Genomic DNA, 25,493 nt, shown 5'->3' on the forward strand with positions numbered 1-25,493 from the left:
GTGTCACTTTCGCTTTGGCAGCAGTGTCTTGCCCGATTGCAGGATGAGTTACCTGCCACAGAATTTAGTATGTGGATTCGCCCATTGCAGGCGGAACTGAGTGACAACACCCTGGCGCTGTACGCGCCTAACCGTTTTGTGCTGGATTGGGTTCGCGATAAGTACTTAAACAACATCAATGGTCTGCTGAATGATTTCTGCGGCACGGACGCGCCTTTGCTGCGTTTTGAAGTCGGCAGCAAGCCGATCACGCAGGTGATCAGCCAGACCGTGACCGCCAGCGTCAGCAGCGTCCCTGCGGCTCCGGCGGCGCGCACGGCCGCGCCTTCGCGCCCGAGCTGGGACAACGCGGCGGCGCAACCCGAGCTCTCTTATCGCTCCAACGTCAACCCCAAACACACCTTCGACAACTTCGTCGAGGGTAAGTCCAACCAGCTGGCGCGCGCGGCGGCTCGCCAGGTGGCGGACAATCCGGGCGGCGCCTACAACCCTTTGTTCCTGTATGGCGGCACCGGCCTGGGTAAAACTCACCTGCTGCACGCGGTCGGCAACGGCATCATGGCGCGCAAGGCCAACGCCAAAGTGGTCTACATGCACTCGGAACGCTTCGTGCAGGACATGGTCAAAGCGTTGCAGAACAATGCCATCGAAGAGTTTAAGCGCTACTACCGTTCGGTCGACGCGTTGCTGATCGATGACATCCAATTCTTTGCCAACAAGGAGCGTTCGCAGGAAGAGTTCTTCCATACCTTTAACGCCCTGTTGGAAGGCAATCAGCAGATCATCCTGACTTCGGATCGCTACCCTAAAGAGATCAACGGGGTGGAAGATCGTCTGAAGTCCCGCTTCGGCTGGGGGCTGACGGTGGCGATCGAGCCGCCGGAGCTGGAAACCCGCGTGGCGATCCTGATGAAAAAGGCCGACGAAAACGACATTCGCCTGCCGGGCGAAGTGGCGTTCTTCATCGCCAAGCGCCTGCGTTCCAACGTGCGTGAGCTCGAAGGGGCGCTGAACCGCGTGATCGCCAACGCCAACTTTACCGGCCGGGCCATCACCATCGATTTCGTGCGCGAAGCGCTGCGCGATCTGCTGGCGCTGCAGGAAAAGCTGGTCACCATCGACAATATCCAAAAGACGGTGGCGGAGTATTACAAGATTAAAGTCGCGGATTTGCTGTCCAAGCGGCGTTCGCGATCCGTTGCCCGCCCGCGCCAGATGGCGATGGCGCTGGCGAAGGAACTCACCAACCACAGCCTGCCGGAAATCGGCGATGCGTTTGGTGGCCGCGACCATACCACGGTGTTGCACGCCTGCCGGAAGATCGAGCAGTTGCGTGAGGAAAGTCACGACATCAAAGAAGATTTCTCCAATTTAATCAGAACATTATCTTCATAGCGCTATGAAATTTATCGTTGAACGTGAGCATCTGCTAAAACCGCTGCAACAGGTGAGCAGCCCGCTGGGCGGCCGCCCGACCTTGCCGATCCTGGGCAACCTGCTGCTGCAGGTGACGGAAGGCTCCCTGCTGCTGACCGGCACCGATCTGGAGATGGAGATGGTGGCGCGCGTCGCCCTGTCCCAGCCGCACGAGCCGGGCGCGACCACCGTGCCCGCGCGCAAATTCTTTGATATCTGCCGTGGCCTGCCGGAAGGGGCGGAGATTGCCGTCACGCTGGAGAGCGAGCGCATGCTGGTGCGGTCCGGCCGCAGCCGCTTCTCGCTGTCCACGCTGCCCGCGGCGGACTTCCCGAACCTGGACGACTGGCAGAGCGAGGTGGAATTCACCTTGCCGCAGGCGACGCTGAAGCGCCTGATCGAAGCCACCCAGTTCTCGATGGCCCACCAGGACGTGCGTTACTACCTGAACGGCATGCTGTTTGAAACCGAAGGCGAAGAGCTGCGCACCGTCGCGACCGACGGCCACCGCCTGGCGGTGTGCTCGATGCCGATCGGCCAGCAGCTGCCGTCGCATTCGGTGATCGTGCCGCGTAAAGGGGTGATGGAGCTGGTGCGCTTGCTGGACGGCGGCGATTCGCTGCTGCAGCTGCAGATCGGCAGCAACAACATTCGCGCCCACGTCGGCGATTTCATCTTTACGTCCAAGCTGGTTGACGGCCGTTTCCCTGACTATCGCCGCGTTTTGCCGAAGAACCCGGACAAAACGCTGGAAGCCGGCTGCGATCTGCTCAAGCAGGCGTTCGCCCGCGCGGCTATTCTCTCGAACGAGAAATTCCGCGGCGTGCGGCTGTACGTCAGCCAGAATCAGCTGAAGATCACCGCCAACAACCCGGAGCAGGAAGAGGCGGAAGAGATCCTCGACGTCAGCTACGACGGCGCGGAGATGGAGATCGGTTTCAACGTCAGCTACGTGCTGGACGTGTTGAACGCGCTCAAGTGTGAAGACGTGCGCCTGCTGTTGACCGACTCGGTCTCCAGCGTGCAGATCGAAGACGGCGCCAGCCAGGCGGCGGCCTACGTTGTCATGCCAATGCGGTTGTAGTCTCGTTACCTTGAATTACAGCACCGTCATCGGTAAAGAGATTGCATGGCTCTGACGCGTTTATTGATTAAAGACTTCCGCAATATCGAGGCGGCGGATTTGGCGCTGGCGCCGGGATTCAACTTCCTGGTCGGCGCCAACGGCAGCGGCAAGACCAGCGTGCTGGAGGCGGTGTATACGCTCGGCCATGGCCGCGCCTTTCGCAGCCTGCAGGCCGGTCGGGTGATTCGCCACGACCAACCGGAGTTCGTGCTGCACGGCCGCATCGAAGGCGCGGAGCGCGAGCTGTCGGTAGGATTGAGTAAGAGCCGTCAGGGTGACAGCAAAGTACGCATCGATGGCAGCGACGGCCACAAGGTGGCCGAGCTGGCGCAGCTGCTGCCCATGCAGCTGATCACCCCCGAAGGTTTTACCCTGCTGAACGGCGGGCCGAAATTCCGGCGCGCTTTCCTGGACTGGGGCTGTTTTCATAACGAACCCGGTTTTTTCACCGCCTGGAGCAACCTGAAACGGTTACTGAAGCAGCGCAATGCCGCGCTGCGCCAGGTGAGTCGCTATGCGCAGATCCGCGCCTGGGATCAGGAACTGATCCCGCTCGCGGAGCGCATCAGCGAATGGCGGGCGGAATACAGCGACGCGATCGCCGCGGATATCACCGCGACCTGCGCGCAGTTTCTGCCTGAATTCGCCCTGAGCTTCTCCTTCCAGCGTGGCTGGGACAAAGAGAGCGATTACGGCGAGCTGCTGGAGCGCCAGTTTGAGCGCGACAGGGCGTTGACCTATACCGCGGTGGGGCCGCATAAAGCGGACTTTCGCATTCGTGCCGACGGCACGCCGGTAGAGGATTTGTTATCGCGCGGTCAGCTTAAGCTGCTGATGTGCGCGTTGCGCTTGGCGCAGGGTGAGTTTCTCACCCGGCAGAGCGGGCGGCGTTGCCTGTATCTGATTGATGATTTTGCCTCCGAGCTGGACACCGGCCGTCGCCGGTTGCTGGCCGATCGCCTGAAAGCCACCCAGGCCCAGGTTTTTGTCAGCGCGGTCAGCGCTGAGCAAGTGACCGACATGGCCGGTGAAAAGGGCAAGATGTTCCGCGTGGAACAGGGTAAAATAGAGGTTCAACCACAGGACTAAAATGAGCGAGAAACGTTGATGTCGAATTCTTATGACTCCTCAAGTATCAAGGTATTAAAAGGGCTGGATGCGGTGCGCAAGCGCCCGGGCATGTATATCGGCGATACCGATGACGGCACCGGTCTGCACCACATGGTATTCGAGGTTGTGGACAACGCTATCGACGAAGCGCTCGCGGGCCACTGTAGCGACATTCAGGTCACCATCCATGCCGACAACTCGGTATCGGTGCAGGATGACGGCCGCGGCATTCCGACCGGCATTCACCCGGAAGAAGGGGTTTCAGCCGCAGAGGTCATCATGACCGTGCTGCACGCCGGCGGTAAATTCGACGACAACTCCTATAAAGTTTCCGGCGGCCTGCACGGCGTGGGCGTCTCGGTGGTTAACGCCCTGTCGGAGAAACTGGAGCTGGTGATCCGCCGCGAAGGCAAAGTGCACGAACAAACTTACAGCCACGGCGAGCCGCAGGCGCCGCTGACCGTGGTGGGCGAAACCGAGCAGACCGGCACTATGGTGCGCTTCTGGCCAAGCCACCAGACCTTTACCAATGTGACCGATTTCGAGTACGACATTCTGGCCAAGCGCCTGCGCGAGCTGTCCTTCCTCAACTCCGGCGTGTCTATCCGCCTGAAGGACAAGCGCACTGACCGTGAAGACCACTTCCATTACGAAGGCGGCATCAAGGCGTTTGTCGAGTACCTGAACAAGAACAAAACGCCGATCCACCCGAACGTGTTCTACTTCTCCACCGTGAAAGACGACATCGGCGTGGAAGTGGCGCTGCAGTGGAACGACGGTTTCCAGGAAAACATCTACTGCTTCACCAACAACATTCCGCAGCGCGACGGCGGCACGCACCTGGTCGGTTTCCGTACCGCGATGACTCGTACGCTGAACAGCTACATGGAGAAGGAAGGCTACAGCAAGAAGGCCAAGGTCAGCGCCACCGGCGATGACGCGCGTGAAGGCCTGATCGCCGTGGTGTCGGTGAAGGTGCCGGATCCCAAGTTCTCCTCTCAGACCAAGGACAAGCTGGTCTCTTCCGAGGTGAAAACCGCGGTTGAAACGCTGATGAACGAGAAGCTGGTGGATTACCTGATGGAAAATCCGGGCGACGCGAAAATCGTGGTCGGCAAAATCATCGACGCGGCGCGCGCGCGCGAAGCGGCGCGTAAAGCGCGTGAGATGACCCGCCGCAAAGGCGCGCTGGATCTGGCCGGCCTGCCGGGCAAGCTGGCGGACTGCCAGGAACGCGATCCGGCGCTGTCCGAACTGTACCTGGTGGAAGGGGACTCCGCGGGCGGCTCTGCCAAGCAGGGGCGCAACCGCAAGAACCAGGCTATCTTGCCGCTGAAGGGGAAAATCCTCAACGTCGAGAAGGCGCGTTTCGACAAAATGCTCTCTTCACAGGAAGTGGCGACGCTGATCACCGCGCTGGGCTGCGGCATCGGCCGTGACGAGTACAGCCCGGACAAGCTGCGTTACCACAGCATCATCATCATGACCGATGCCGACGTCGACGGTTCGCACATCCGTACGCTGCTGTTGACCTTCTTCTACCGCCAAATGCCGGAAATCATCGAGCGTGGCCACGTGTTCATCGCACAGCCGCCGCTGTACAAGGTGAAGAAAGGCAAGCAGGAGCAGTACATCAAAGATGATGAGGCGATGGATCAGTACCAGATCGCCATCGCGATGGACGGCGCCACGCTGCACACCAACGCCAGCGCACCGGCGCTCGGCGGCGAGCAGTTGGAAAAACTGGTGGCCGAGCACTATGGCGTGCAGAAGCTGATCGGCCGCATGGAGCGCCGCTACCCGCGCGCGCTGTTGAACAGCCTGATCTATCAGCCGACGCTGAACGAAGGCGATCTCAGCGATGAAGCCAAGGTGAAGACCTGGATCGCGTCGCTGGTGCAGGCGCTGAACGACAAAGAGCAGCACGGCAGCAGCTATGATTTCGTGATCTTCGAGAACCGTGAGCGCCAGATGTTCGAGCCGGCGCTGCGCATCCGCACCCACGGCGTGGATACCGACTACAAGCTGGACTTCGACTTCATCCACGGCGGCGAATACCGCAAGATCTGCCAGCTGGGCGAGCAGCTGCGCGGGCTGATCGAAGAGGGCGCGTTCATCGAGCGCGGCGAACGCCGTCAGCCGGTAGACAGCTTCGAGCAGGCGCTGGAGTGGCTGGTGAAAGAGTCGCGCCGCGGCCTGTCGGTGCAGCGTTATAAAGGTCTGGGCGAGATGAACCCGGAGCAGCTGTGGGAAACCACCATGGATCCGGAAAGTCGCCGCATGCTGCGCGTGACTGTCAAGGACGCCATCGCTGCCGATCAGCTGTTCACCACGCTGATGGGCGATGCGGTTGAACCACGTCGCGCCTTTATCGAAGAAAACGCCCTGAAAGCGGCGAACATCGATATCTGATGCGTTAATGGCTGTGAAAATCCGCGCCGGGCGACCCGCGCGGATTTTTTTTGCGCCTTTTTTGGCGCTGACAGCCGTGGCTGAAACGCGTTAGCATGGGAAAAAACCACTGGGAGAAGCGTTGAATGGCTATTGAACTGATTGCGATCGACATGGACGGCACGTTGCTGGATCCGCAGCACCAAATCACGCCGGCGGTAAAGCAGGCTATCGCGGCGGCGCGGCGCAAAGGGGTGCACGTGGTGCTGGCCACCGGGCGGCCATATGTCGGCGTGCAGGACTATCTGCGCCAGTTGGACATTCAGGGCCCCGGCGATTTCTGTATCACCTATAACGGCGCGCTGGTGCTGCGTGCGGTCGACGGCGCCTGCATTCTGCAAGAAACGCTGGGCTTTGAGGATTATCTGCATTTCGAGCAGATGGCGCGCGAGTTCGGCGTTCACTTCCAGGCGTTTGATTTCGATACCCTGTATACCCCGAACAAGGACATCGGCAAGTACACCATACACGAGGCGGAAATGACCGGCATTCCGCTGAAATACCGCAGCGTGGAAGAGATGGATCGCCAGATGCGTTTCCCTAAAGTGATGATGATCGACGAGCCGGAGCTGCTGGACAGCGCTATCGCGCGCATCCCGGAAGAAACGCGCGCGCGTTACACCATCCTGAAAAGCGCGCCTTACTACCTTGAGATCTTGCACAAAAACGTCGATAAGGGCGCCGGGGTGAGAATGCTGGCCGAGCATCTCGGCGTGGCGCGGGAAAACATCATGACGCTGGGGGATCAGGCCAACGATACGGCGATGATCGAATATGCCGGCGTCGGCGTGGCGATGGGCAATGCCATTCCCGAGCTGAAAGCGGTGGCGCAGTTTGTCACCAGCGCCAATACCGAAGACGGCGTGGCGCGCGCTATCGAGAAGTTCGTGCTCAACGCCTGATAACGCGGGGCGCTGCGGCGCCCCTTTATACTTTCGCCAACACCCCTTTGGCGATCTGCAGATCCTGAATCGCCAAGCCGGTGAGATCGGCGATGGTGATGTGCTGCGGCTCGCGTCGTACCCGCCCTCCCTGCGCCAAGACGGCGCCCATTTCGACGATCGGCGTTGAAATCAGCTTGTGCTGCCGATAAGCCGTCGCGATCTCGCCATAGTCCGCACACTGCGCCAGGGCATCAACCAGCAGCGCGTCTGCGCGGGCCACCAGCTCGGTCGCCAGCTCCTGCTTACCGGGCGCGTCGGCGCCCACCGCGGTAATGTGCGTGCCGGGCCGAATATCCGCCGCCTGTAAAATCGGTTCGCGGCTGGGCGTGGTGGTGACGATCAGCTGACAGTGCGCCGCCAGCTCCGCCGCATCCTGCGTGACCCGCACCCGAAAACCCTCGGCCTCGACATCGCGTCGATACGCCGCCAGCGCCTGTTCGTTGCGGCCCCACACCCATACCTCGCGGCAATCGGTCACCGGTTTCAGACATTGCAGCTGCAGCCGCGCCTGCAGGCCGGTGCCGACCATGCCTATCGCCTGAATATGCGGCGGCGCACACAGATCGGCGGCGATGCGGCCGGCCAGTGCGGTGCGCAGCGCGGTCAGCCAACCCTCATCCTGCAACAGTGCGCGGGGCTCGCCGGTGTGGGCGGAGAACGCCATCATCAGCCCTTGATTGCTCGGCAGGCCTTGTTCGGCATTGCGATAGAAACCGGTGGAGATCTTGACCACGAACAGTTCGTCGCCTTCCAACCAGGCGGATTTGATGCAGCAGTCGCCGGCGGCCTGTTCGAACAGGAAATGCTGCGCCGGCGGCTGTTGTACCCGCTGTTGCGAGTAGGCGATAAAACCCTGCTTCAGCAGCGGCGTTATGGTCTCGGCGTCGAACGCAGCGAGAATTTGCTGCCGATTAAGGATGCGCATCGGCGATGGCCTTGAGGTATTTCTCCAGCACGATGTTTTTACCGCACAGCACCACCGCCACCTTTTTACCTCGGTATTCCGGCGCCAGTTTGATCGCCGCCGCCAACGCCACGCCTGCTGCGCCTTCGATAATCCAGCGATCGCTGGCGGCGATCCGGCGCATCGCGAGTTTGATCTCCGCCTCGCTGACCAGCACTTTACGGTCAATCAGCTGCTGGCACAGCGGGAAGGTCACGGCGCCCGGCTCGACGCCGCCGGCGGTGCCGTCGGACAAGGTTTCTTGTTCTTCCACCGGGAAGATATGGCCGGCTTCCAACGCGCTGTACAGGCTGGTGGCGTTTTCCGGCCAGCAGGCGATAAGCTGCGTGTTTGGCGACAGTTGCCGCAGAACGGTGCCGATGCCGGCGATATAGCCACCGCCGCCCACCGCCACGAATACCGCGTCCAGATCGGCGAGTTGTTCAACCAGCTCCATGCCGCAGGTGCCCTGGCCGGCGATCACCTGTTCGTCGTTATACGGCGAGATATAGGTTTTCCCCTGTTCGCGTGCGGCCAGTTCCCCCGCCAGTTCGGCGTTCAGCGCATCGCCCGGCACCAATTCCACGATGCCGCCCAGCGCCCGGATGGTGTCGAGCTTGATGCTCGCCGCCGTCTCCGGCGCATAAACCGTGACGCCAACGCCCATACGCTGCCCCGCCAGAGCGACCGCCTGGCCGTGGTTGCCGGTTGAGGCGGCGATCACGCCGCGCCGGCGTTGCTCGTTATCCAACAGCCGCAGCTTGTTGCTGGCGCCGCGAAATTTAAAGGAACCGGTGTGCTGCAGGTGGTCGCATTTCAGATACAGCTCGCAGCCCAATTGCTGAGAAAGCAGCACGCTGCGCTCCAGCGGCGTGACCCGCACCTGAGGGCGCAGTTGCTGATGAGCGGAAACAATGGCATCGAAGAGGGTGTTCATACCGGCTCCAGAAGATTTGTTTGGACTAAAAATCCAGTTTGTACTTTTTTGTATTAGTTGTAAACCCCGCAGCCCGACCCTCGGGCACACCGATCAGAAAACGGCAACGGTCGGAAGGAACATTGCGTTTTCGGTGAAAATAATCATAAACCGGTCGTCTAGCGGCACGATTTTTTATTTATTTGCGTTAAGTAAGGCGCCGCCGCTGCCTTATTCTTATAAGGAAGATGAGAATGAAAAAATAGCGTTTTCATCACCCACCCTATTACATTGGCGCCGTTGAGTTTCGCCGGCAGGAATACAATCGCCTAGTCGGCCGCTTATTTCCTGCCGACGCCGTCGATCGGCTTAAATGATAAGACGCTGAAAAATAATTGCGTGATTTCGAACCGAAAAATTCCTCCCGCCTCACCCTCACAGGCCATATGAAACGCTGCGGGCGATCCGGTAAGATGACGGCTCAGTGCCAGCATGTGCAGGAGAGCCGCCATGAGCCATCGGGAAAAACAACTGACTTTCGACCCTCGTGGGCATCAGTTAACCAATATCAACGTCTGGACGCCGGACAGCCAATGGCTGGCTTATGACGTGCGTCCGCACGGCGCCTCTTTCACCGGCCTCAGCATCGAGCGTGTCAACGTCGCCAGCGGCGCGGTGGAGGTGATTTATCGCGCCCAGCACGGCGCCCACGTCGGCGTGGTCACGGTCAGCCCCGATGCGCCGGCGCGCTATGCCTTTATTCACGGACCTGAGCACCCGGACAGCGCCTGGCAGTATGATTTTCACCACCGCCGCGGGGTGATCGTCAGCGAACCGGATCGCGAGTTGGCCATCACCCTCGACGCGCTGGATATCACCGCGCCCTATACGCCCGGCGCGCTGCGCGGCGGCAGCCATGTGCACGTTTTCAGTCCGGACGGCAGCCGCCTCAGCTTTACCTACAACGATCACGTGATGCATGAACGCGATCCGGCGCGCGATCTGCGCAACGTCGGCGTGGCCGTGCCGCTGCACGGGGTTAACCCGCCAAAACAGCACCCGCGCGAGTACGACGGCAGCCACTATTGCGTGTTGGTCAGCGAGACGGTGCCGCAGCCGCGGCCGGGCAGCGATCAGATTAATCGCGCTTACGAAGAAGGCTGGATCGGCCGCGAAGGCTACCGTAAGGCCGACGGCAGCCGGCAGCGCTGGGCGCTGGCATTTATCGGCGATACGTTGTCCGCCGCCGGAGAGAAGCTGTCTGAGGTGTTTATCGTCGATCTGCCGGAGAACGACGTCGACTACGCCCGGGCGGGCGCTCTGCCGCTGCAGGGGACGGAAAGCGAGCTGCCGGCGCCGCCGCTTGGCGTCAGGCAGCGGCGGGTAACCTTTACCGGGGATCGCCGTTTTCCTGGCGTGGCTGGTGCGCCGCGCCACTGGCTGCGCAGTTCGCCGGACGGCAGCCAGATAGCTTTTCTGATGAAGGACGACGGCGGCGTGGTGCAGCTGTGGACGGTGTCGCCTAATGGTGGCGAGCCGCGCCAGGTGAGCCGCAGCGAGCATGACATCCAGTCGGCGTTCAGCTGGCACCCGCAGGGCGGGACGATAGCCTTGGTGTGCGACAACAGCGTGATGCTGTGCGAGGTGGCCAGCGGCCGCCTGCAGCGATTGACGCCGCGCAGCGTGCAGCCGCCGTCGGGGGATGCCGTGGTGTTTTCGCCGGATGGCAAGAAAGTGGCGTTTATGCGCGAGATAGCGGGGTTCAACCAGATCTTTGTGGTTGAGGCGTAAGGCGGGCCTGATGACCCGCTGCGTGCGCGATTAGTGCGTGGCGGTGCTGTCGTCGCCCTGGCCGGGATTGCCGGTCGCCGCCAGATTCTGCTGCTCGCTGCGCAGGATACGCGCTTTTGGCGAGTCTGCGGTGGCGTCGTTGCCGGAGCGCAGATAGTCGTAAGGCAGCAGCACGGTATCCATCACCGCGGAGAACGGCAGATCCAGCGCCACCAGCGGCATCATCGCCCAGCTGGTGTTGTCGTCCTTCAGCATGTCCACGCTGGCGCGGGTGCCGGGATAGTAACCCTGATTCGGGCCGGTATGGCTCATTACGCTGGAGCAACCGCTGGTCGCCAACAACATGCAGCCCGTCGCTATCGCTTTCATCGTCGTCATTAATCCATCCTGCAGGGTTGCTGTTCCCCTAAATTAAGCTGATTTATAACATCCTGTTGCTGCTTTAAAAGAAGCAAAATCCCGCTCTGTGGCGGCTCTCTCACTTTAGTGTAAGTGGTAAAAAAAACTTTTACCTTATTGATGCAAATTTTTTTTGATCCTCGCCTGTTGAATTGATGAAAGCAACCCCCATTTTATCATCAGAGCCGAATTGAGAATTCGCCGTAAGGGAATTCTGGCTTAATTAGCCTGTCCAGAGTGGAAGGCGTATTTATTTCAACCTCGCTGAAGTGCCTTAGGAGGCTGTTTTATGCGTAATTTTGATCTTTCCCCGCTATACCGTTCCGCCATTGGTTTCGATCGCCTGTTCAACGCGCTGGAGGCTGGCCAGAGTCAGGGAAACGGCGGTTATCCCCCTTATAATGTCGAACTGGTGGATGAAAATCATTATCGGATCGCCATCGCGGTAGCCGGGTTTGCCGAGCAGGAGCTGGAGATCACCACGCAGGATAATCTGCTGATCGTGCGCGGGGCGCACAACAATGAACCGGCAGAAAAAACCTATTTATACCAGGGCATCGCCGAGCGTAATTTCGAGCGTAAATTCCAGCTGGCCGAACATATTCAAATTAAAGGCGCCAAACTGGAGAATGGCCTGTTGTATATCGACATGCAACGCATCGTGCCGGAAACATTAAAACCGCGCCGCATCGAAATTAAATAAATTTCCGTTTCGCCGGCAGGTACGCTGCCGGTAAATATGAAGTCATGATTAGCCTGCCGTCAGGGGGCTGAATAAACACATCTCGCTTAATGAAAGGAGTTGTTCCTATGCGTAATTACGATTTATCCCCGCTTCTGCGTCAGTGGATTGGTTTTGATAAATTGGCCAGTTCAATGGGCGGCCAGGAACCTCAGGGGTTCCCGCCGTATAACATCGAGAAAAGTGATGACAATCACTACCGCATTTCTCTGGCGCTGGCCGGTTTCCGGCAAAGCGAACTGAATATCGAAGTGGAAGGGCCGCGGTTGACCGTCAGCGGTAAACCCACGCCGCCGGAAAAACAGGTTGAATACCTGCATCAAGGTCTGGTGTGCAAAGAGTTCCAGCTGACTTTCACCCTGGCGGAGCATCTGCAGGTGTCCGAAGCCAAATTTGAAAACGGTCTGCTGCACATTGATCTGGTGCGTCAGGTGCCGGAAGCCTTGCAGCCGCAGCGTATCGCCATCGGTGCGACGCCGGAGCTGGAAGCGAAATAACCGACTGAAAAGCGGTCATCATCATGCGAGGGAGATCCCAACGGATCTCCCTCGCTGCGTTATGTGGCGCGTGCCACAGTCCCCCCTTCTGCCCGATGCCATAATCCTTGTTAATTGTGTGTCTTTGGCCGCAAATCCCGTGTTCAACTTTTTTGGCAAGGATGTGACCTATGAGCGATATCGCCCTGACCGTCAGCATGTTGGCGTTGGCGGCCGTCATTGGGCTGTGGATGGGGAACTGGAAGCTGTATGGCGTCGGGCTGGGCATCGGCGGCGTGCTGTTCGGCGGTATCCTGGTTGGCCACTTTGCCCAGAGCGGGCAAATCAGCCTGAACGGGGACATGCTGCACTTTATCCAGGAGTTTGGCCTGATCCTGTTCGTCTACACCATCGGCATCCAGGTCGGCCCCGGTTTCTTCTCTTCGCTGCGCGTCTCCGGTCTGCGGCTCAACGCCTTCGCGGTGCTGCTGGTGGTGACCGGCGGCATAGTGGCGGCGGCGGTACACAAGCTGTTCGACGTGCCGCTGCCGATCATCCTCGGCGTGTTCTCCGGCGCGGTCACCAACACCCCGGCGCTGGGCGCCGGTCAACAAATCCTGACCGATCTCGGTTCCGATCCGGCGCTGGTGGACGGCATGGGGATGGGCTACGCCATGGCCTATCCGTTCGGCATATGCGGCATCCTGCTGGTGATGTGGCTGATCCGGCTGTTTTTCCGCATCAACATCGAGCGTGAGGCGCAGGCGTTTGAAAGCCGTCTGGGCAATCAGCGCGAGCTGCTGCACGCCATCAACGTGGCGGTGCGCAACCCCAATCTGCAGGGCATGGCGATCAAAAGCGTGCCGCTGCTCAACGGTGAAGCGATCGTCTGTTCGCGCCTCAAGCGCGGGGAGCTGCTGATGGTGCCGGCGCCGCACGAGCGGCTGGAGCTTGGCGACTACCTGCACCTGGTGGGCAAACGCGAAGATCTGGAGAACGCCCGGTTGGTGATCGGCGAAGAGGTGGATGCCTCGCTGTCGACGCGCGGCACTGCGCTACAGGTGGTGAGGGCGGTGGTGACCAACGAGCAGGTGCTGGGCAAGAAAATCCGCGATCTGAATCTGAAGCAAAAGTATGACGTGGTGATTTCACGCCTCAACCGCGCCGGCGTGGAGCTGGTGGCCGGCAGCAACGTGACGCTGCAGTTTGGCGACATTCTCAACCTGGTCGGCCGGCCGGAGGCCATCGATGCGGTGACGGCGATTGTCGGCAACGCCCAACAAAAACTGCAGCAGGTGCAGATGCTGCCGGTCTTTATCGGTATTGGTCTCGGGGTATTGCTCGGTTCCATTCCGCTGTTCGTGCCCGGCTTCCCGGCGGCATTGCGGCTGGGGCTGGCCGGCGGGCCGCTGGTGGCGGCGCTGATCCTGGGGCGCATCGGCAGCATCGGCAAGCTGTACTGGTTTATGCCGCCGAGCGCCAACCTGGCGCTGCGCGAACTGGGCATCGTGCTGTTTCTGGCGGTGGTCGGATTGAAGTCGGGCGGCAACTTCATCGATACGTTGCTGCACGGCGAGGGGCTGACGTGGGTCGGGTACGGCGCCTTGATCACCGCTATTCCGCTGCTGAGCGTCGGCATTCTGGCGCGCACGGTGGGCAAGATGAACTATCTGACGCTGTCCGGCATGCTGGCGGGATCGATGACCGATCCGCCGGCGCTGGCCTTCGCCAACGGTCTGCATCCCACCAGCGGCGCTGCCGCGCTGTCTTACGCCACCGTGTATCCGTTGGCGATGTTCCTGCGCATCATGTCGCCGCAGCTGCTGGCGGTGTTGTTCTGGACGCTGTAATCCATCAGGGCGCCGTGGTGGCACCCCGATGGGTTGAGCTTAGTTCACTTCCTGATGCGCGCGCTCGATCTCTTCCGCCAGGATCGCCACGCCGCGCTCGATTTTCTCCGGATCGGGCACGTAGTTCATGCGCATGCATTGGTGAGTGTGCGGCCAGTCGTGCTCCAGCCCCGGGAAGAAGTAGTGGCCCGGCACCATCAGCACGCCGCGCTTTTTCAGGCGCTGATACAGCACTTCGGTGGTGATCGGCAGATCCTTGAACCACAGCCAGAGGAAGATAGCCCCTTCCGGTTTGTGGATCAGGCAGCGCTCCGGCGACAGGTAGCGGCGAATAATCTCGATGGTGTGCTCGACGCGCTGTTTGTAGAACGGGCGAATCACCTCGTTCGACAGGCGCAGCAGATCGCCGCGCGCGATCATTTCCGTCGCCATCGCCGGCCCCATGCTGCCCGGCGACAGGCTGATGATGCCGTTCATGTTGGTCAACGCGGTGATCACCTTCTCGTCGGCGATCACGATGCCGCAGCGCGAGCCCGGCAGGCCGAGTTTGGACAGGCTCATGCACAGAATGGTGTTCGGGTTCCACAGCGGCGTGGCGTCGCTGAAGATAATACCGGGGAACGGCACGCCGTAGGCGTTATCGATCACCAGCGGAATATCGCGTTGCTGCGCCAGCAGGTCGAGCTTCATCAGCTCTTCGTCGGTGATCACGTTGCCGGTCGGGTTGGTCGGCCGTGAAACGCAGATCATGCCGATGTCGTCGCCAAGGGTGAGGTGTTCGAAATCAACGTGATATTTGAACTGGCCGTCCGGCAGCAGCTCGATGTTCGGTTTGGCGGAGACGAACAGCCCTTCGTCCAGCCCGGCGTCGGCATAGCCGATATATTCCGGCGCCAATGGGAACAGCACGCGGCGGCGCGAACCGTCGGCGTAGCGGCCGGCGAACAGGTTGAACAAGTAGAAAAACGCGCTTTGGCTGCCGTTCGTCAGTGCAATATTCTGTGGCGAAATCTCCCAGCCAAGCTCGTCGCGCAGCAGATTGGCCAGCGCTTTCAGCAGCGCGTCCTTGCCTTGCGGGCCGTCGTAGTTGCACAACGCTTCGGTCAGTTTGCCCTGGTCGAGCATCTCCTGGCACAGCTGTTTGAAGTAGGCTTCCATCTCTGGGATCTGCGCCGGGTTGCCGCCGCCGAGCATGATGGCACCGGGGGTGCGCAGGCCTTCGTTCAGGTCGTCCATCAAACGGGTAATGCCCGCATAACGGGTAAATTTTTCGCCGAAAAGTGAGAAAGTCATAGGTGTAGCAGTACTGTTTCTTAGCAGGTAATCCCCCACCATACCGCCAGACAAATCTCGCTGCAATGCGGCCGACAAATCGGCCAATGGGCACAAACTTCGCTCATTGGCCGATTAGTAGCATATTACGCTGGATTATTGTGACCGTTCGCCGGCCCATACCACCATCACCTTATCGTCGCCGAGCCGACGGCTGAAAGCATAGTAGGCGGCGTGCGGCCACGGGGTTTGCACGCCGCCGCCGATCGCCGGGTGGCGAGCGCGGAACTGCCCCAACCGTTGCCAGTGGGCCAGCAGCGGGGCTTTTTCCCCCTGCAGCTCAGGCCAGTTCATGTCGGAGCGGGTGCCCTGCAGCGGATCGGAGCCGGTTGGGCCGAGAGGGCGGCCGCTTTCATCGCCGTAGTAAATCTGCACCGCGCCCGGCGCCAGCAACAGCAGGTTCGCCGCCCGCTGTTGGCGAGGCAGCGAGCCTTTGGCGTCGCTGGCGAAGAACAGCCGGGTGTCGTGTGAAGAGAGATAGCTCAGCACGTTGAAATCCTGCAGCCGTTCGGCCATCTGCCGGTAGGTGGCATCGATGTCAGCGAAGCAGCCCAGCGCCTGCGACGCCTGGTCCTGGAAATCGAAGTTGATCATCGCGTCGAAACCGTTTTGGTAATAATCGCTTTTCATCACCCCGTGGCCCCAGGCCTCGCCGGTCATCCAAAACGGCGCATCATCCAGCGCCTGCTGCGGATGCTCCGCTTTCCACGCCGCCAATGCCGCCGAGGCGCGCTGTTTCAACAGCGCCAGCGTCGGTTTTTCCACGTGTTTGGCGGTGTCGACGCGGAAACCGTCGATGCCGTAATCGCGCACCCACTGGCTGAGCCAGACGGTCAGGTAATCGCGGGTGGCGGCGCCGGGCATGTCGCGCGCGGCGGTGTCGGGTTTGTGGCGGTAGAACAGCGGCAGGCCGCTGGCGCCGGGCGCTTCGGTTTTGATGTCCGGCAGGAAGGCCAGCGACATCGTCAAATCGTCATAGCCCGGCGCGTCATAGTCGCCGATGTCGGTGCGGATCCAATTTTTCCCCCACCATGGGCGCCAGCCCGCCTTGTCGCTGAAGTTGATGTAGTCGTTGAAGCTGTGCCAGTTTTGCCCTGGCCCGGGGCGCCAGTCGCTCCAGTTTTTCCCCAGGGTTTTCTCCACCTCCGCGCCTTGCAGATACAGCGAGCCGAAGTGGAACGTCTGCATATCCGCCAGCGTGGCGTAGCCGACGTGGTTCACCACCACGTCGAACAGAATGCGAATGCCGCGGCGATGCGCCTGCTCGACCAGCGTGCGCAGCTCCTGTTCGGTGCCCATGTTGGCGTCGAGGCGCGTCCAGTCCAGCGCGTAATAGCCGTGATAGGCGTAATGCGGGAAATCGCCTTGGGTGCCGCCGCCGACCCAGCCGTGGATCTGCTCCAGCGGCGAGCTGATCCACAAGGCGTTGACGCCGAGCTGCTGCAGATAATCCAGCTTCTGCGTCAGGCCGGCCAGATCGCCGCCGTGAAAGGTGCCTATTTCCTGCAGGCCGTCGCTGCGGCGCCCGTAGCTGTGGTCATTGGCCGGATTGCCGTTCTCAAAGCGATCGGTCAGCACGAAGTAGACCGTGGCGTTATGCCAACTGAACGCCGCCGGTTTCGCCGTGGCGGCGGATTCCAGCAGCAACAGGCCGCCGCTGGCGGCGGCGGGCTGCAGCGTGATTTTCCCCTGGCTTACCTGCGCCGTTTGACCGGAATAGAAATCGCGCAGCGTTTCGCCTTCGGCGAAGGTGGAGGCGACGTCGACCGTGACCGGCTTGCCGTCCCAGCGCGGGCAACTGCGCACGGCAACGGCGGCGCTTTCCGGCGCGCGGCTCAGGCTGAGCTGCAGCGTCGGCGTGCCGCTGCGCGTGTCGATGCGCACCTGATAGTCACCGGCGCGGAACTGCCGCCAGCTGACCGGCGGGTTGGCGCCGCAGGGCTGCAGCGACAGCGCCTGGTTAAGTTTTACCGCCTCGGCCGGCTGCCAGCAGTGGTTATCCTGATACAGGCGCAGCGGCAACTGGCCCTTGGGCAGCGCGGCCTGGCTGGCGAACAGCCCGGCGGCCGTTTCGTCGAAGGCCGGGAATCCCGGCAACGTCCAGCCGGCCAGCGCCGAAGGCGACAGCAGCATCAACAAGGGCAGGGGTAACAGTTTCATGGCTCTCCTTACGCGCGGCAGGAAGCGTTTTTTCCGCTGGGTAGCGCCAGTGTGGCAAACGGCGGAAAAATGGCCTCCTCCCTGAGAGGGTTTTTCGGGGAGGAGGAGAAGGGCGGAGCGTTTTCGGATTGATTCGGCTTGGCTTTGCGCGCGCGCTGCGGCAGATTAAACGATGAACATCAAAGGAGGTTAGCGATGACGGACAAAAACTGGCGAGAAGAGATCGTTCAGGCAATTCAGGATGCCGAATTGCAGCACTTCGCCGAAGAACATCAGCTGCAGGCGCTGTTCGCGCCGCAGCAGGAAGAGCAACACGGCCGGTTATCCGCAGACCACCGGCCGCGCTGAGTTATTTCCGCAACAGCTGCGGGTTGACGCAGTTTTCTTTCACCGTGCCGGTCAACGCGGCGATCAAATTATCCACCGCGCAGGCGGCCATGCCGTAGCGCGTTTCATGGGTGGCGGAACCGATGTGCGGCAACGCCACCACGTTCGGCATGCTGAGCAGCGGCGAATTGGCCGGCAGCGGCTCTTTCTCGAACACGTCCAACCCGGCGGCGTGGATCACGCCGTTTTGCAGCGCTTCGATCAGCGCCTGCTCATCCACCACCGGCCCGCGGCCGGCGTTGATCAGAATGCCGCTTTTCTTCATCTTCGCCAGCTGATCGCGGCCGATCATGTGGAAGGTTTGTTCGGTCAGCGGCAGTGTGATGCAAACGAAATCCGATTCGGCCAGCAGGGTATCCAGATCGCAGCGGCGCGCGTTGAAGCGCTGTTCCGCCTCTTCGTGCGTGCGGCGGGCGTTGTAGAGCACCGGCATGCCGAAGCCGAAGTGCGCGCGCTGCGCCAGCGCCAGGCCGATGCGCCCCATGCCGAGGATGCCGATGGTTTTGTGGTGCACGTCGACGCCGAACCAGTCCGGCCCGATGCTGCCGCGCCATTCGCCGGCCTTCACCCGCTCCGCCACTTCCACCACCCGGCGCGCGGTCGCCAGCACCAGGCTCATGATGGTGTCGGCGACGGTTTCGGTCAGCACCGTCGGGGTATGCATCAGCAGCACGTTATGGGCGTTGAGCGCCTCGACGTCGAAGTTGTCGTAGCCGACGGAAACGGTCGAGGCCGCGCGCAGTTTGGGCGCCTGCTGCAGGAAGGCTTCGTCAATTTTACCGCCGGAACCGATGATCCCTTCGGCCTGCTGCAGCGCCTGGCGCAGTTCGTCGCGGTTCTCCGGCTGCAGGCCGTTGAAGGCGTGCACGGTGAAGTGCTGTTCCAGACGTTCACGTAGATCGGCGGGCAGGCTTTTGTACAATACGATAGAAGGCTTCATCACGAACTCCAGCTGAGCCAAAGGGGGCATGGCGCCCCCCCGGTTGGGTTAACAGAGAAAAAGTATAACCGGATCAAGCCAATTGCGGCTGGATCTCGTTGCGGGCGGGCTTGACGATCAGCGTCAGCACCACCGCCACCACCAGTGCGATGGCCATAAACATGTAAGAGGCCGCCGGGCTGCCGGTGGCGCCATTCAGATAGCCGACGAACCACGAACCGAAGAACGAACCCAGCGCGCCCATGCTGTTGATCAGCGCCATGGCGCCGCCGGCGACGTTTTTCGGCAGCATTTCCGGAATGATGGCGAAGAACGGCCCATAAGGGGCATACATCGCAGCGCCGGCGACCACCAGCAGGCCGTAGGAGATCCAGAAGTGGTTGGCGCCGACGGCGTAAGATCCGAAGAACGCCAGCGCGCCGATCAGCAGCAGCGGCCAGACGAACAGCTTGCGGTTTTGCATTTTGTCCGACGCCCAGGAGACGACGATCATGGCGATGGTTGCCGCCAGGTAAGGCACCGCCGACAGCCAGCCGGCTTCCACCATGCCCATCTGCATGCCGCTGCGCAGGATGGAAGGCAGCCACAGCACGAAGCCATACACGCCGATGCTCCAGGCGAAGTACTGCACGCACAGCAGGATCACGTTGCGTGAGCGGAAAGCTTCGCCGTAGTTGCGCACGGCCTTGATGCCTTTCTGCTCTTCGTCCAGCTGCTGTTGCAGCGCCTGTTTCTCATCGGCGCTCAACCAGCCGGCCTGCGCCGGTTTGTCTTTCGCCAGCACCCACCAGCAGAACGCCCAGATAACCGCCGGAATGCCCTCGATGATAAACATTTCGCGCCAGCCGAAGGCGTGGATCAGGTAGCCTGACACCACCGACATCCACAGTACCGTCACCGGGTTGCCGAGGATCAGGAAGGTATTGGCGCGTGACCGTTCCGATTTGGTGAACCAGTTGCTGATGTAGATCAGCATCGCCGGCATCACCGCCGCTTCCACCACGCCGAGAATAAAGCGGATGGCGGCCAGCATCGGGATATTGCTGACCACGCCGGTCAGCGAGGCGCAACCGCCCCACAGGATCAGGCACCAGAAGATCAATTTTTTGACGCTGCGGCGTTCGGCGTAGATGGCGCCGGGAATTTGGAAGAAGAAATAACCGAGGAAAAACAGCGCGCCCAACAGCGAGGCCATGCCCTTGGTGATGCCGAGATCTTCATTGATGCCGGCGGCAGAGGCGAAGCTGAAGTTGGCGCGATCGAGATAGGCCAGGCTGTAGGTGATAAACACGATGGGCATGATGTACCACCAGCGTTTGGCCGCGACAGTCGCTTTGTTCATGTTCAGTATCCTTCAGTGGTGTTGCATCCCCTTCGCACGGCACGCTGGGCGTGAAAGACGAAGGGGCAGATGCTCTCCCGACGCGTCCCGGTTGTAGGGCCAGAGGCTGACGTCATGCGGAGAAGTCGTTTTTTTTATTGTTATTCGGCCAGCGCCGCACGGGTCGGCAGGCCTTCGCTGTCGCCGATGGCCTGGATCGCCAGCGAGCCGATTTTGTTGCCGCGCTGCACCGCCTGTATCAGCGTTTTGCCTTCCAGCAGGGCGCTGAGGGTGCCGACGGCAAAGCCGTCCCCGGCGCCGACGGTATCCACTACGTTGTCGACCTTGACCGCGGCTACCGCCGCCTTATCGCCGGCGGCGGTTTTAAACCAGGCGCCGTCCGGGCCGGTTTTGATGATCACCGCCTGCACGCCGCGTTCCAGATAGAAATCGGCGATGCCTTCCGGCGTCGATTGGCCGGTGAGGATCTGCCCTTCTTTCAGCCCCGGCAGCACCCAGTCGGCGGCGAACGCCAGCTGGTTCAGCTGCTCGATCATCACCTCGCGGCTGGGCCACAGCACCGGGCGCAGATTGGGGTCGAACGAAATGGTTTTGCCCATGGCGCGCATCTCGCGCGCCGCATGGTGGCACAGCGCCAGCGATTCGCTGGACAGCGCCGCCGCCACGCCGCTCAGGTGCAGGTGGCGCGCGGAACCGAAATACTCGCGGTTAAAATCGGCAATCGACAGGTGGCTGGCCGCCGAGCCCTTGCGGAAGTATTCCACGCTGGGATCGGTACCATCGGTGGTTTTGGATTTCACCTGAAAACCGGTGGGGTAGTGGCCGTCGACCGTCACCTGCCGGTAATTGATGCCTTCTTTTTTCAACTGCTGCAGGGTGAAGCGCCCGAATGAATCGTTGCCGACGCGGCTGACCCAGCCGACATTCATGCCCAGACGCGCCAGGCCGATCGCCACGTTCAGTTCGGCGCCGGCGATGCGTTTGGTGAAGGTTTCCACCTCCGCCAAGTCGCCGGTTTGCGCCGCTACGAACATCGCCATGGCTTCGCCCAGCGTGACCACATCCAGGGGCGCCTGCTGCGCCGTCGTTGCCGTTAACGTTGTCATCATGGGGTTACTCCGCACGCAAGATATTGACGTAATGGCGGGTGACGGCTTCCAGGTCATCGCCCTGTAACGGGAATTCGATACCGCGCGGCACATCGTGCGGCAGGCGGGCCAGCAGGTCGCGCCAGCTGCCGTCGGTATCGTCCAGCGCGATGGCGCGCCAGCCGCGCGGGCCTTGGGTGGCGGCTTTGACGTGCACGTAACCGACGTGGCGGGCCAGGCGTTCGGCGGCGGCGAAGGCGTCTTGCCCCACCCACAGCCAGTTGGCCATATCGAAGGTCATGCTGACCGGCAGGTGGCTATCTTCCGCGGCGTGGAAAAAGGCGTTCAGCATCGACAAAATGCCGCAGTCCGGCGTTTGGTCGTTCTCGACCACCAGCTTGACCGGGTGTTGCTCCAGCGCCACTTTCAGCTCGGTAAAATCGAAGCCGGGGCGGAAATGGCCGAGGGACAGCTTCAGCTGGCGCGCATTCAGCGTCTGCGCTTCCGCCAGCAGCGCCGACAGGTTGGGGTTCAGCGTATGTTGCGGGGTGAACAGCGCCTCAGGGGCGGAGTAGACGGCGAACAGCTGCTGGCGATCGATCTCTTGCGCCAGCGCCGGCAGGCTGTCCAGCTCGCCGGCGGTGAACAGTTCGCGGCGGATCTCCACTCCGTCGGCGCCCGCGCCGGCGATGAGGGGCAACAGCGCGCGCTGGCCGCCGTGTTGTTTGACGGTATCGGTGCCGTAGGCGCCGGTGACCACGATGATTTCTGTTTTCATTTTGACTCCTGAGGCGGCATTGTCGCCGCCGCTGCTGTTACCGGTACGTTAAATGGAACCGGTTCCAGCGAAAAGCGGCAGAGTGTAAAAATATGATCGCAATCACGAAGCTGAGCAAAAAACAGCCGGCGAGGGCGGGGCGGTCAACGGCCCCGGAAAAGGCGGGTTAGCGGGTGGTGGAGCCTCGGACGATCAGCTCGCCGGAGAACATCTGCTCGCCGCTGGGGGCGGCCAGGCCCTGAATGCGCTGCACCAGCCGCTCCAGCGCCGCGTGCCCCATTTGGTAGGTGGGCTGTTTCAGCGTGGTGATGCCGACGCCCGCCAGTTCCGCCCACTCCAGCTCGTCGAAACCCAGCAGGCCGATGTCGTTGCCCCACTGGATGCCGAGCCGACGCATGGCGCGCGCCACCTGCAGCGTCAGGGCGCCGTTGGCGGAGATCACCGCCTTGCGCATGCCGCGGTGGCGGCCGCTGAAATCGCTCAGCACCTGCTCCAGTTTCTGCCGATCGTTGAGCGGCGTTTCGGCCTGCTCCGCCAACAGCGCGGGGTGCTGCGCCATGGTATGCCTGAAGGCGTGCAGGCGTTCCAGGCGGGTATTGACCGTACCGAGCGGCTCGCTTAGGAACAGGATCGCTTCGAAACCTTGTTGCAACAGGTGTTCGGTGGCGACGGTGGCGGCTTCGCGGTTGTTCAGGCCCACCACATCGCAGGCGAAGTCGGGGATTTTGCGGTCGATCAGCACCATCGGCAGCATCGACTGTTGCAGCGTGGATAACGCTTCCTCGCGCATGCCGACCGCGTTGACCACAATGCCTTCCACCCGGTAACTGCTGAGCAGCTGCAGGTAGTGCTGTTCCTGATTGACTTCGTTGTTGGTGTTACACACCAGCAGGGTAAAACCGTGTTGACGGCAGGCGGCCTCGATGCCGCGCATCACGTCCACTGAATAGGGGTTGGTGATATCGGCGAGGATCAGGCCGATCAGGCGGGTCTGGCCGCCCTTCAGGCTGCGCGCCATCTGGCTTGGCCGGTAGTCGAGCTGCTGGATAGCCTGTTCGATGCGCTGTTTGAGATCGTCGGAAAGCAGGTGCTGTTCACCATTCAGATAGCGCGACACGCTGGTCTTGCCGGTTTTGGCGATGCTGGCCACATCGCTGATGGTGGCGCGTCCTGAGGCGCGCGTTGCCTTGCCTGTGCTCACAGCCGATCCCTCCTGCGGTTAATTGCCAAGGAGACTACCATACCCGATGTGCGAGCGGGAATATTGAAGGATAAGGAGAAAGTCGGGAGGAAGCGGCGGGGCGCAGGTGGCGCCCCGCACGGGATTACTGCAGCGGGCTGAGGGTGATCTCGACGCGGCGGTTTTGCGCCTTGCCTTCCGCGGTGCTGTTGGAGGCGATCGGGTTGTCCGGGCCGGCGCCGGTGGTGCGGATACGGTTCGCCGCCACGCCCTGGGTGATCAGCGCGCTGGCTACGCCGTCGGCGCGCTGCTGCGACAGGTTCATGTTGAGCGAGCGGGAACCGGTGCTGTCGGTGTAGCCGACCACGTTGACCGCGGTTTTCGGATACTCTTTCAGCACCATGGCAACGCCGGTCAGGGTGTTGGCGCCCGCCGGTTTCAGCGTGGCGCTGCTGCTGTCGAAGGTCACGTTGTTCGGCATGTTCAGCACGATGTTGTCGCCCTGACGGGTGACGCTGACGCCGGTGCCTTTCATCTTGTCGCGCAGCTTGGCTTCCTGCACGTCCATGTAATAGCCTGCGCCGCCGCCGAGGGCTGCACCGGCCGCTGCGCCGATCAGCGCGCCCTTGCCGCGATCTTTCTTGGAAGAGGACAGCACGCCGACGCCGGCGCCCAGTGCGGCGCCGAGGCCCGCGCCGATGCCGGATTTGCCGACTTCGGATTCGCCGGTGTAAGGGTTGGTGGTACAGGCTGACAGCGTGAGCGCGACGCTCACTGCGCCGGCAATAATTGCAATGCGTTTTTTCATGTTCTTGTCCTTAATGGCATCAATTCTGTACGCGCCGGCCCAACACGGGGGCGCAAAAAGTAGGCGACGCAGGTGGGGCCCGCATCACCGCGCTACTATGACGCGTTGGCTCGCCGGCAGTTCCGGAGAAAAACGTGACAAATGATGAGCGCGGGTAAGTGCTGGGGGAGTTATGCGACAAAATGCCGGGCGGCGCCATGCAGCGGATTCCTAATTGCGCGCCGCCAGGGCGCGAATGCGCCTTTTTTAACCGTAACCGGTTGAATTCTCGATTGCCGGCCAGTTCATGATCAGCGTATAGGCCTGGGTTTCGTCGTTAAACAGGCGTTGCGTTACCTGAAAACCGTGCTTGTGGTAAAACGCGCAGGCGCGCAGGTTTTGCTGATACACCTCCAGGCTGAGCCGACGGTAGCGCTGCTGTACGTGCGTCATCAACGCCTGGGCGACGCCGCGGCCGTGAAACGCCCGATCGACAAACAGCGCGCCGATGAACTGCTCGTCCAGCACGCTGATAAAGCCGACGATTTCGTCGTCATGCCAGCAGGCCCAGCTTTGCGCGCGCGGCAGGTAGTTTTCCCGCACCAACGCGGCGCTCTCACGCCAGTATTTTTCTGCCACGAACGGATGGGCGGCGATGGTGCTGGGCAGCCACAGCGCCATCAGCCGTTCGATATCCTCCGGGCCACAGGGGCGGATCACCGTGGCTTTGGGTAACACATGCACCCCGTGAGATGATCGTTCACCAGCCCGCTGGCCTGCATGAAGGCGTAACAGATGGTGGAGCCGATAAACTTGAAGCCGCGCTTTTTCAGCGCCTTGGACATGGCGTCGGACTGCTCGGTTTTGGCCGGCACCTGGTTCAGCGCTTGCCAGCGGTTAAGCTGCGGCCGGCCGCCGACGAAGTCCCAAATGAAGGTAACGAAATTCTCCCCGGCCGCCTCCATCGCCAGATAGGCCTTGGCGTTGGTGATGATGGCTTCTATCTTGCCGCGGTGGCGGATGATGCCGCTGTCCTGCAGCAGGTTTTCCACGTCTTGTTCGGTCATGGCGGCGACACGCCGCGGATCGAAATCGTGGAAAGCGCGGCGGTAGTTCTCGCGCTTTTTCAGGACGGTGATCCAGGAAAGGCCGGCTTGCTGCCCCTCGAGGCACAACATTTCAAACAGCTCGCGCGCGTCGGTGGTGGGCGCGCCCCATTCCTTGTCGTGATACTCGAGATACAACGGATCGGCCGTCACCCAACCGCAACGTTCGTCTGCCATCCTGAATGTCCTTATGCTGTGTTTATGAACAGTAATCATCGCTCGAAGCGCC

Annotated in this window: 23 protein-coding genes; 10 read left to right on the forward strand and 13 right to left on the reverse strand. The window is 61.3% G+C overall.

From position 1 onward, the window contains the following. The 5 genes from dnaA to yidA all read left to right on the forward strand — a co-directional run bounded on the left by dnaA (position 1) and on the right by yidA (position 7,005). The gene (dnaA, locus tag J0F90_RS00005; protein WP_080286904.1) at positions 1-1,395 is read left to right on the forward strand and encodes a chromosomal replication initiator protein DnaA; all 1,395 of its coding nucleotides are present in this window, start codon (positions 1-3) and stop codon (positions 1,393-1,395) included. A gap of 4 nt (positions 1,396-1,399) precedes the next feature. After that, positions 1,400-2,500: a DNA polymerase III subunit beta gene (dnaN, locus tag J0F90_RS00010; RefSeq protein WP_004933892.1), complete on the forward strand. Its 1,101-nt coding sequence runs from the start codon at positions 1,400-1,402 to the stop codon at positions 2,498-2,500. Between the two features lie 45 nt (positions 2,501-2,545). Beyond that, a complete protein-coding gene (gene recF / locus J0F90_RS00015; protein WP_004933895.1) occupies positions 2,546-3,631 on the forward strand; it encodes a DNA replication/repair protein RecF in 1,086 nt (361 codons plus the stop codon). 18 nt (positions 3,632-3,649) lie between these two features. Next, positions 3,650-6,064, forward strand: coding sequence for a DNA topoisomerase (ATP-hydrolyzing) subunit B (gyrB, locus tag J0F90_RS00020; protein ID WP_016929599.1), 2,415 nt, complete (start codon positions 3,650-3,652; stop codon positions 6,062-6,064). Positions 6,065-6,189: 125 nt separating this feature from the next. Continuing rightward, the gene (yidA, locus tag J0F90_RS00025; RefSeq protein ID WP_033639097.1) at positions 6,190-7,005 is read left to right on the forward strand and encodes a sugar-phosphatase; all 816 of its coding nucleotides are present in this window, start codon (positions 6,190-6,192) and stop codon (positions 7,003-7,005) included. Positions 7,006-7,030: 25 nt separating this feature from the next. Here yidA and J0F90_RS00030 read toward each other — a convergent pair whose 3' ends face one another. Then, a complete protein-coding gene (locus J0F90_RS00030; protein ID WP_033639096.1) occupies positions 7,031-7,972 on the reverse strand; it encodes an ornithine cyclodeaminase family protein in 942 nt (313 codons plus the stop codon). Then, a complete protein-coding gene (locus tag J0F90_RS00035) occupies positions 7,959-8,927 on the reverse strand; it encodes a threonine/serine dehydratase (protein ID WP_016929596.1) in 969 nt (322 codons plus the stop codon). Before J0F90_RS00035 ends, J0F90_RS00030 begins: the two co-directional genes overlap by 14 nt. Positions 8,928-9,416: 489 nt before the next feature. Here J0F90_RS00035 and J0F90_RS00040 point away from each other — a divergent pair, with 489 nt between their 5' ends. Continuing rightward, complete coding sequence (locus J0F90_RS00040; RefSeq protein ID WP_033639094.1) at positions 9,417-10,697, forward strand: YidR family protein; 1,281 nt, start codon at positions 9,417-9,419, stop codon at positions 10,695-10,697. Between the two features lie 30 nt (positions 10,698-10,727). Here J0F90_RS00040 and J0F90_RS00045 read toward each other — a convergent pair whose 3' ends face one another. Then, the gene (locus J0F90_RS00045; RefSeq protein WP_033631396.1) at positions 10,728-11,075 is read right to left on the reverse strand and encodes a YceK/YidQ family lipoprotein; all 348 of its coding nucleotides are present in this window, start codon (positions 11,073-11,075) and stop codon (positions 10,728-10,730) included. A gap of 310 nt (positions 11,076-11,385) precedes the next feature. Between J0F90_RS00045 and ibpA the strand changes: the two genes are divergently transcribed. The 3 genes from ibpA (at position 11,386) to J0F90_RS00060 (ending at position 14,164) form a co-directional block, all read left to right on the forward strand. Continuing rightward, positions 11,386-11,799: a small heat shock chaperone IbpA gene (ibpA, locus tag J0F90_RS00050; protein WP_004933919.1), complete on the forward strand. Its 414-nt coding sequence runs from the start codon at positions 11,386-11,388 to the stop codon at positions 11,797-11,799. Between the two features lie 107 nt (positions 11,800-11,906). Then, on the forward strand, positions 11,907-12,335 hold the full coding sequence (ibpB, locus tag J0F90_RS00055) for a small heat shock chaperone IbpB (protein WP_004933922.1): 429 nt from the start codon (positions 11,907-11,909) through the stop codon (positions 12,333-12,335). Between the two features lie 170 nt (positions 12,336-12,505). After that, positions 12,506-14,164: a putative transporter gene (locus J0F90_RS00060; protein WP_016929592.1), complete on the forward strand. Its 1,659-nt coding sequence runs from the start codon at positions 12,506-12,508 to the stop codon at positions 14,162-14,164. A 39-nt stretch (positions 14,165-14,203) separates the two neighbouring features. Here the strand turns inward: J0F90_RS00060 and J0F90_RS00065 are convergent, their stop codons facing one another. Together J0F90_RS00065 and J0F90_RS00070 are read right to left on the reverse strand one after the other, a co-directional pair. Beyond that, on the reverse strand, positions 14,204-15,457 hold the full coding sequence (locus tag J0F90_RS00065; RefSeq protein ID WP_033639093.1) for a valine--pyruvate transaminase: 1,254 nt from the start codon (positions 15,455-15,457) through the stop codon (positions 14,204-14,206). Between the two features lie 135 nt (positions 15,458-15,592). Then, positions 15,593-17,656 carry an alpha-amylase gene (locus tag J0F90_RS00070; RefSeq protein ID WP_033639092.1) on the reverse strand — a complete coding sequence of 688 codons (2,064 nt, stop codon included), beginning with the start codon at positions 17,654-17,656 and terminating at the stop codon, positions 15,593-15,595. A gap of 195 nt (positions 17,657-17,851) precedes the next feature. Here J0F90_RS00070 and J0F90_RS00075 point away from each other — a divergent pair, with 195 nt between their 5' ends. After that, positions 17,852-18,004 (forward strand): hypothetical protein, encoded by a 153-nt coding sequence (locus J0F90_RS00075; RefSeq protein ID WP_019455508.1) that lies wholly within the window; start codon positions 17,852-17,854, stop codon positions 18,002-18,004. Between the two features lies 1 nt (position 18,005). On the opposite strand, the gene ghrB is transcribed toward J0F90_RS00075, so the two are convergent. The 8 genes from ghrB to J0F90_RS00115 all read right to left on the reverse strand — a co-directional run bounded on the left by ghrB (position 18,006) and on the right by J0F90_RS00115 (position 25,441). Then, positions 18,006-18,983, reverse strand: a complete 978-nt coding sequence (gene ghrB / locus J0F90_RS00080; RefSeq protein ID WP_016929588.1) for a glyoxylate/hydroxypyruvate reductase GhrB — start codon at positions 18,981-18,983, stop codon at positions 18,006-18,008. 73 nt (positions 18,984-19,056) lie between these two features. Further along, entirely contained in the window at positions 19,057-20,325 is a 1,269-nt protein-coding gene (locus tag J0F90_RS00085) for an MFS transporter (protein WP_033639091.1), read from the reverse strand. 140 nt (positions 20,326-20,465) lie between these two features. Next, positions 20,466-21,431 carry a sugar kinase gene (locus J0F90_RS00090; protein WP_025304772.1) on the reverse strand — a complete coding sequence of 322 codons (966 nt, stop codon included), beginning with the start codon at positions 21,429-21,431 and terminating at the stop codon, positions 20,466-20,468. A 7-nt stretch (positions 21,432-21,438) separates the two neighbouring features. Then, a complete protein-coding gene (locus J0F90_RS00095) occupies positions 21,439-22,191 on the reverse strand; it encodes a sugar phosphate isomerase/epimerase family protein (RefSeq protein WP_033639090.1) in 753 nt (250 codons plus the stop codon). 166 nt (positions 22,192-22,357) lie between these two features. Next, entirely contained in the window at positions 22,358-23,392 is a 1,035-nt protein-coding gene (locus J0F90_RS00100; RefSeq protein WP_016929584.1) for a LacI family DNA-binding transcriptional regulator, read from the reverse strand. 124 nt (positions 23,393-23,516) lie between these two features. After that, positions 23,517-24,179: an OmpA family lipoprotein gene (locus tag J0F90_RS00105; RefSeq protein WP_016929583.1), complete on the reverse strand. Its 663-nt coding sequence runs from the start codon at positions 24,177-24,179 to the stop codon at positions 23,517-23,519. A gap of 246 nt (positions 24,180-24,425) precedes the next feature. Further along, complete coding sequence (locus tag J0F90_RS00110) at positions 24,426-24,878, reverse strand: N-acetyltransferase (protein WP_028128062.1); 453 nt, start codon at positions 24,876-24,878, stop codon at positions 24,426-24,428. Next, positions 24,875-25,441 (reverse strand): DNA-3-methyladenine glycosylase I, encoded by a 567-nt coding sequence (locus tag J0F90_RS00115; RefSeq protein WP_016929581.1) that lies wholly within the window; start codon positions 25,439-25,441, stop codon positions 24,875-24,877. Before J0F90_RS00115 ends, J0F90_RS00110 begins: the two co-directional genes overlap by 4 nt. Positions 25,442-25,493: the final 52 nt, after the last annotated feature.

This window comes from Serratia marcescens subsp. marcescens ATCC 13880, from assembly GCF_017299535.1.
GTDB classification, from domain to species: domain Bacteria; phylum Pseudomonadota; class Gammaproteobacteria; order Enterobacterales; family Enterobacteriaceae; genus Serratia; species Serratia marcescens.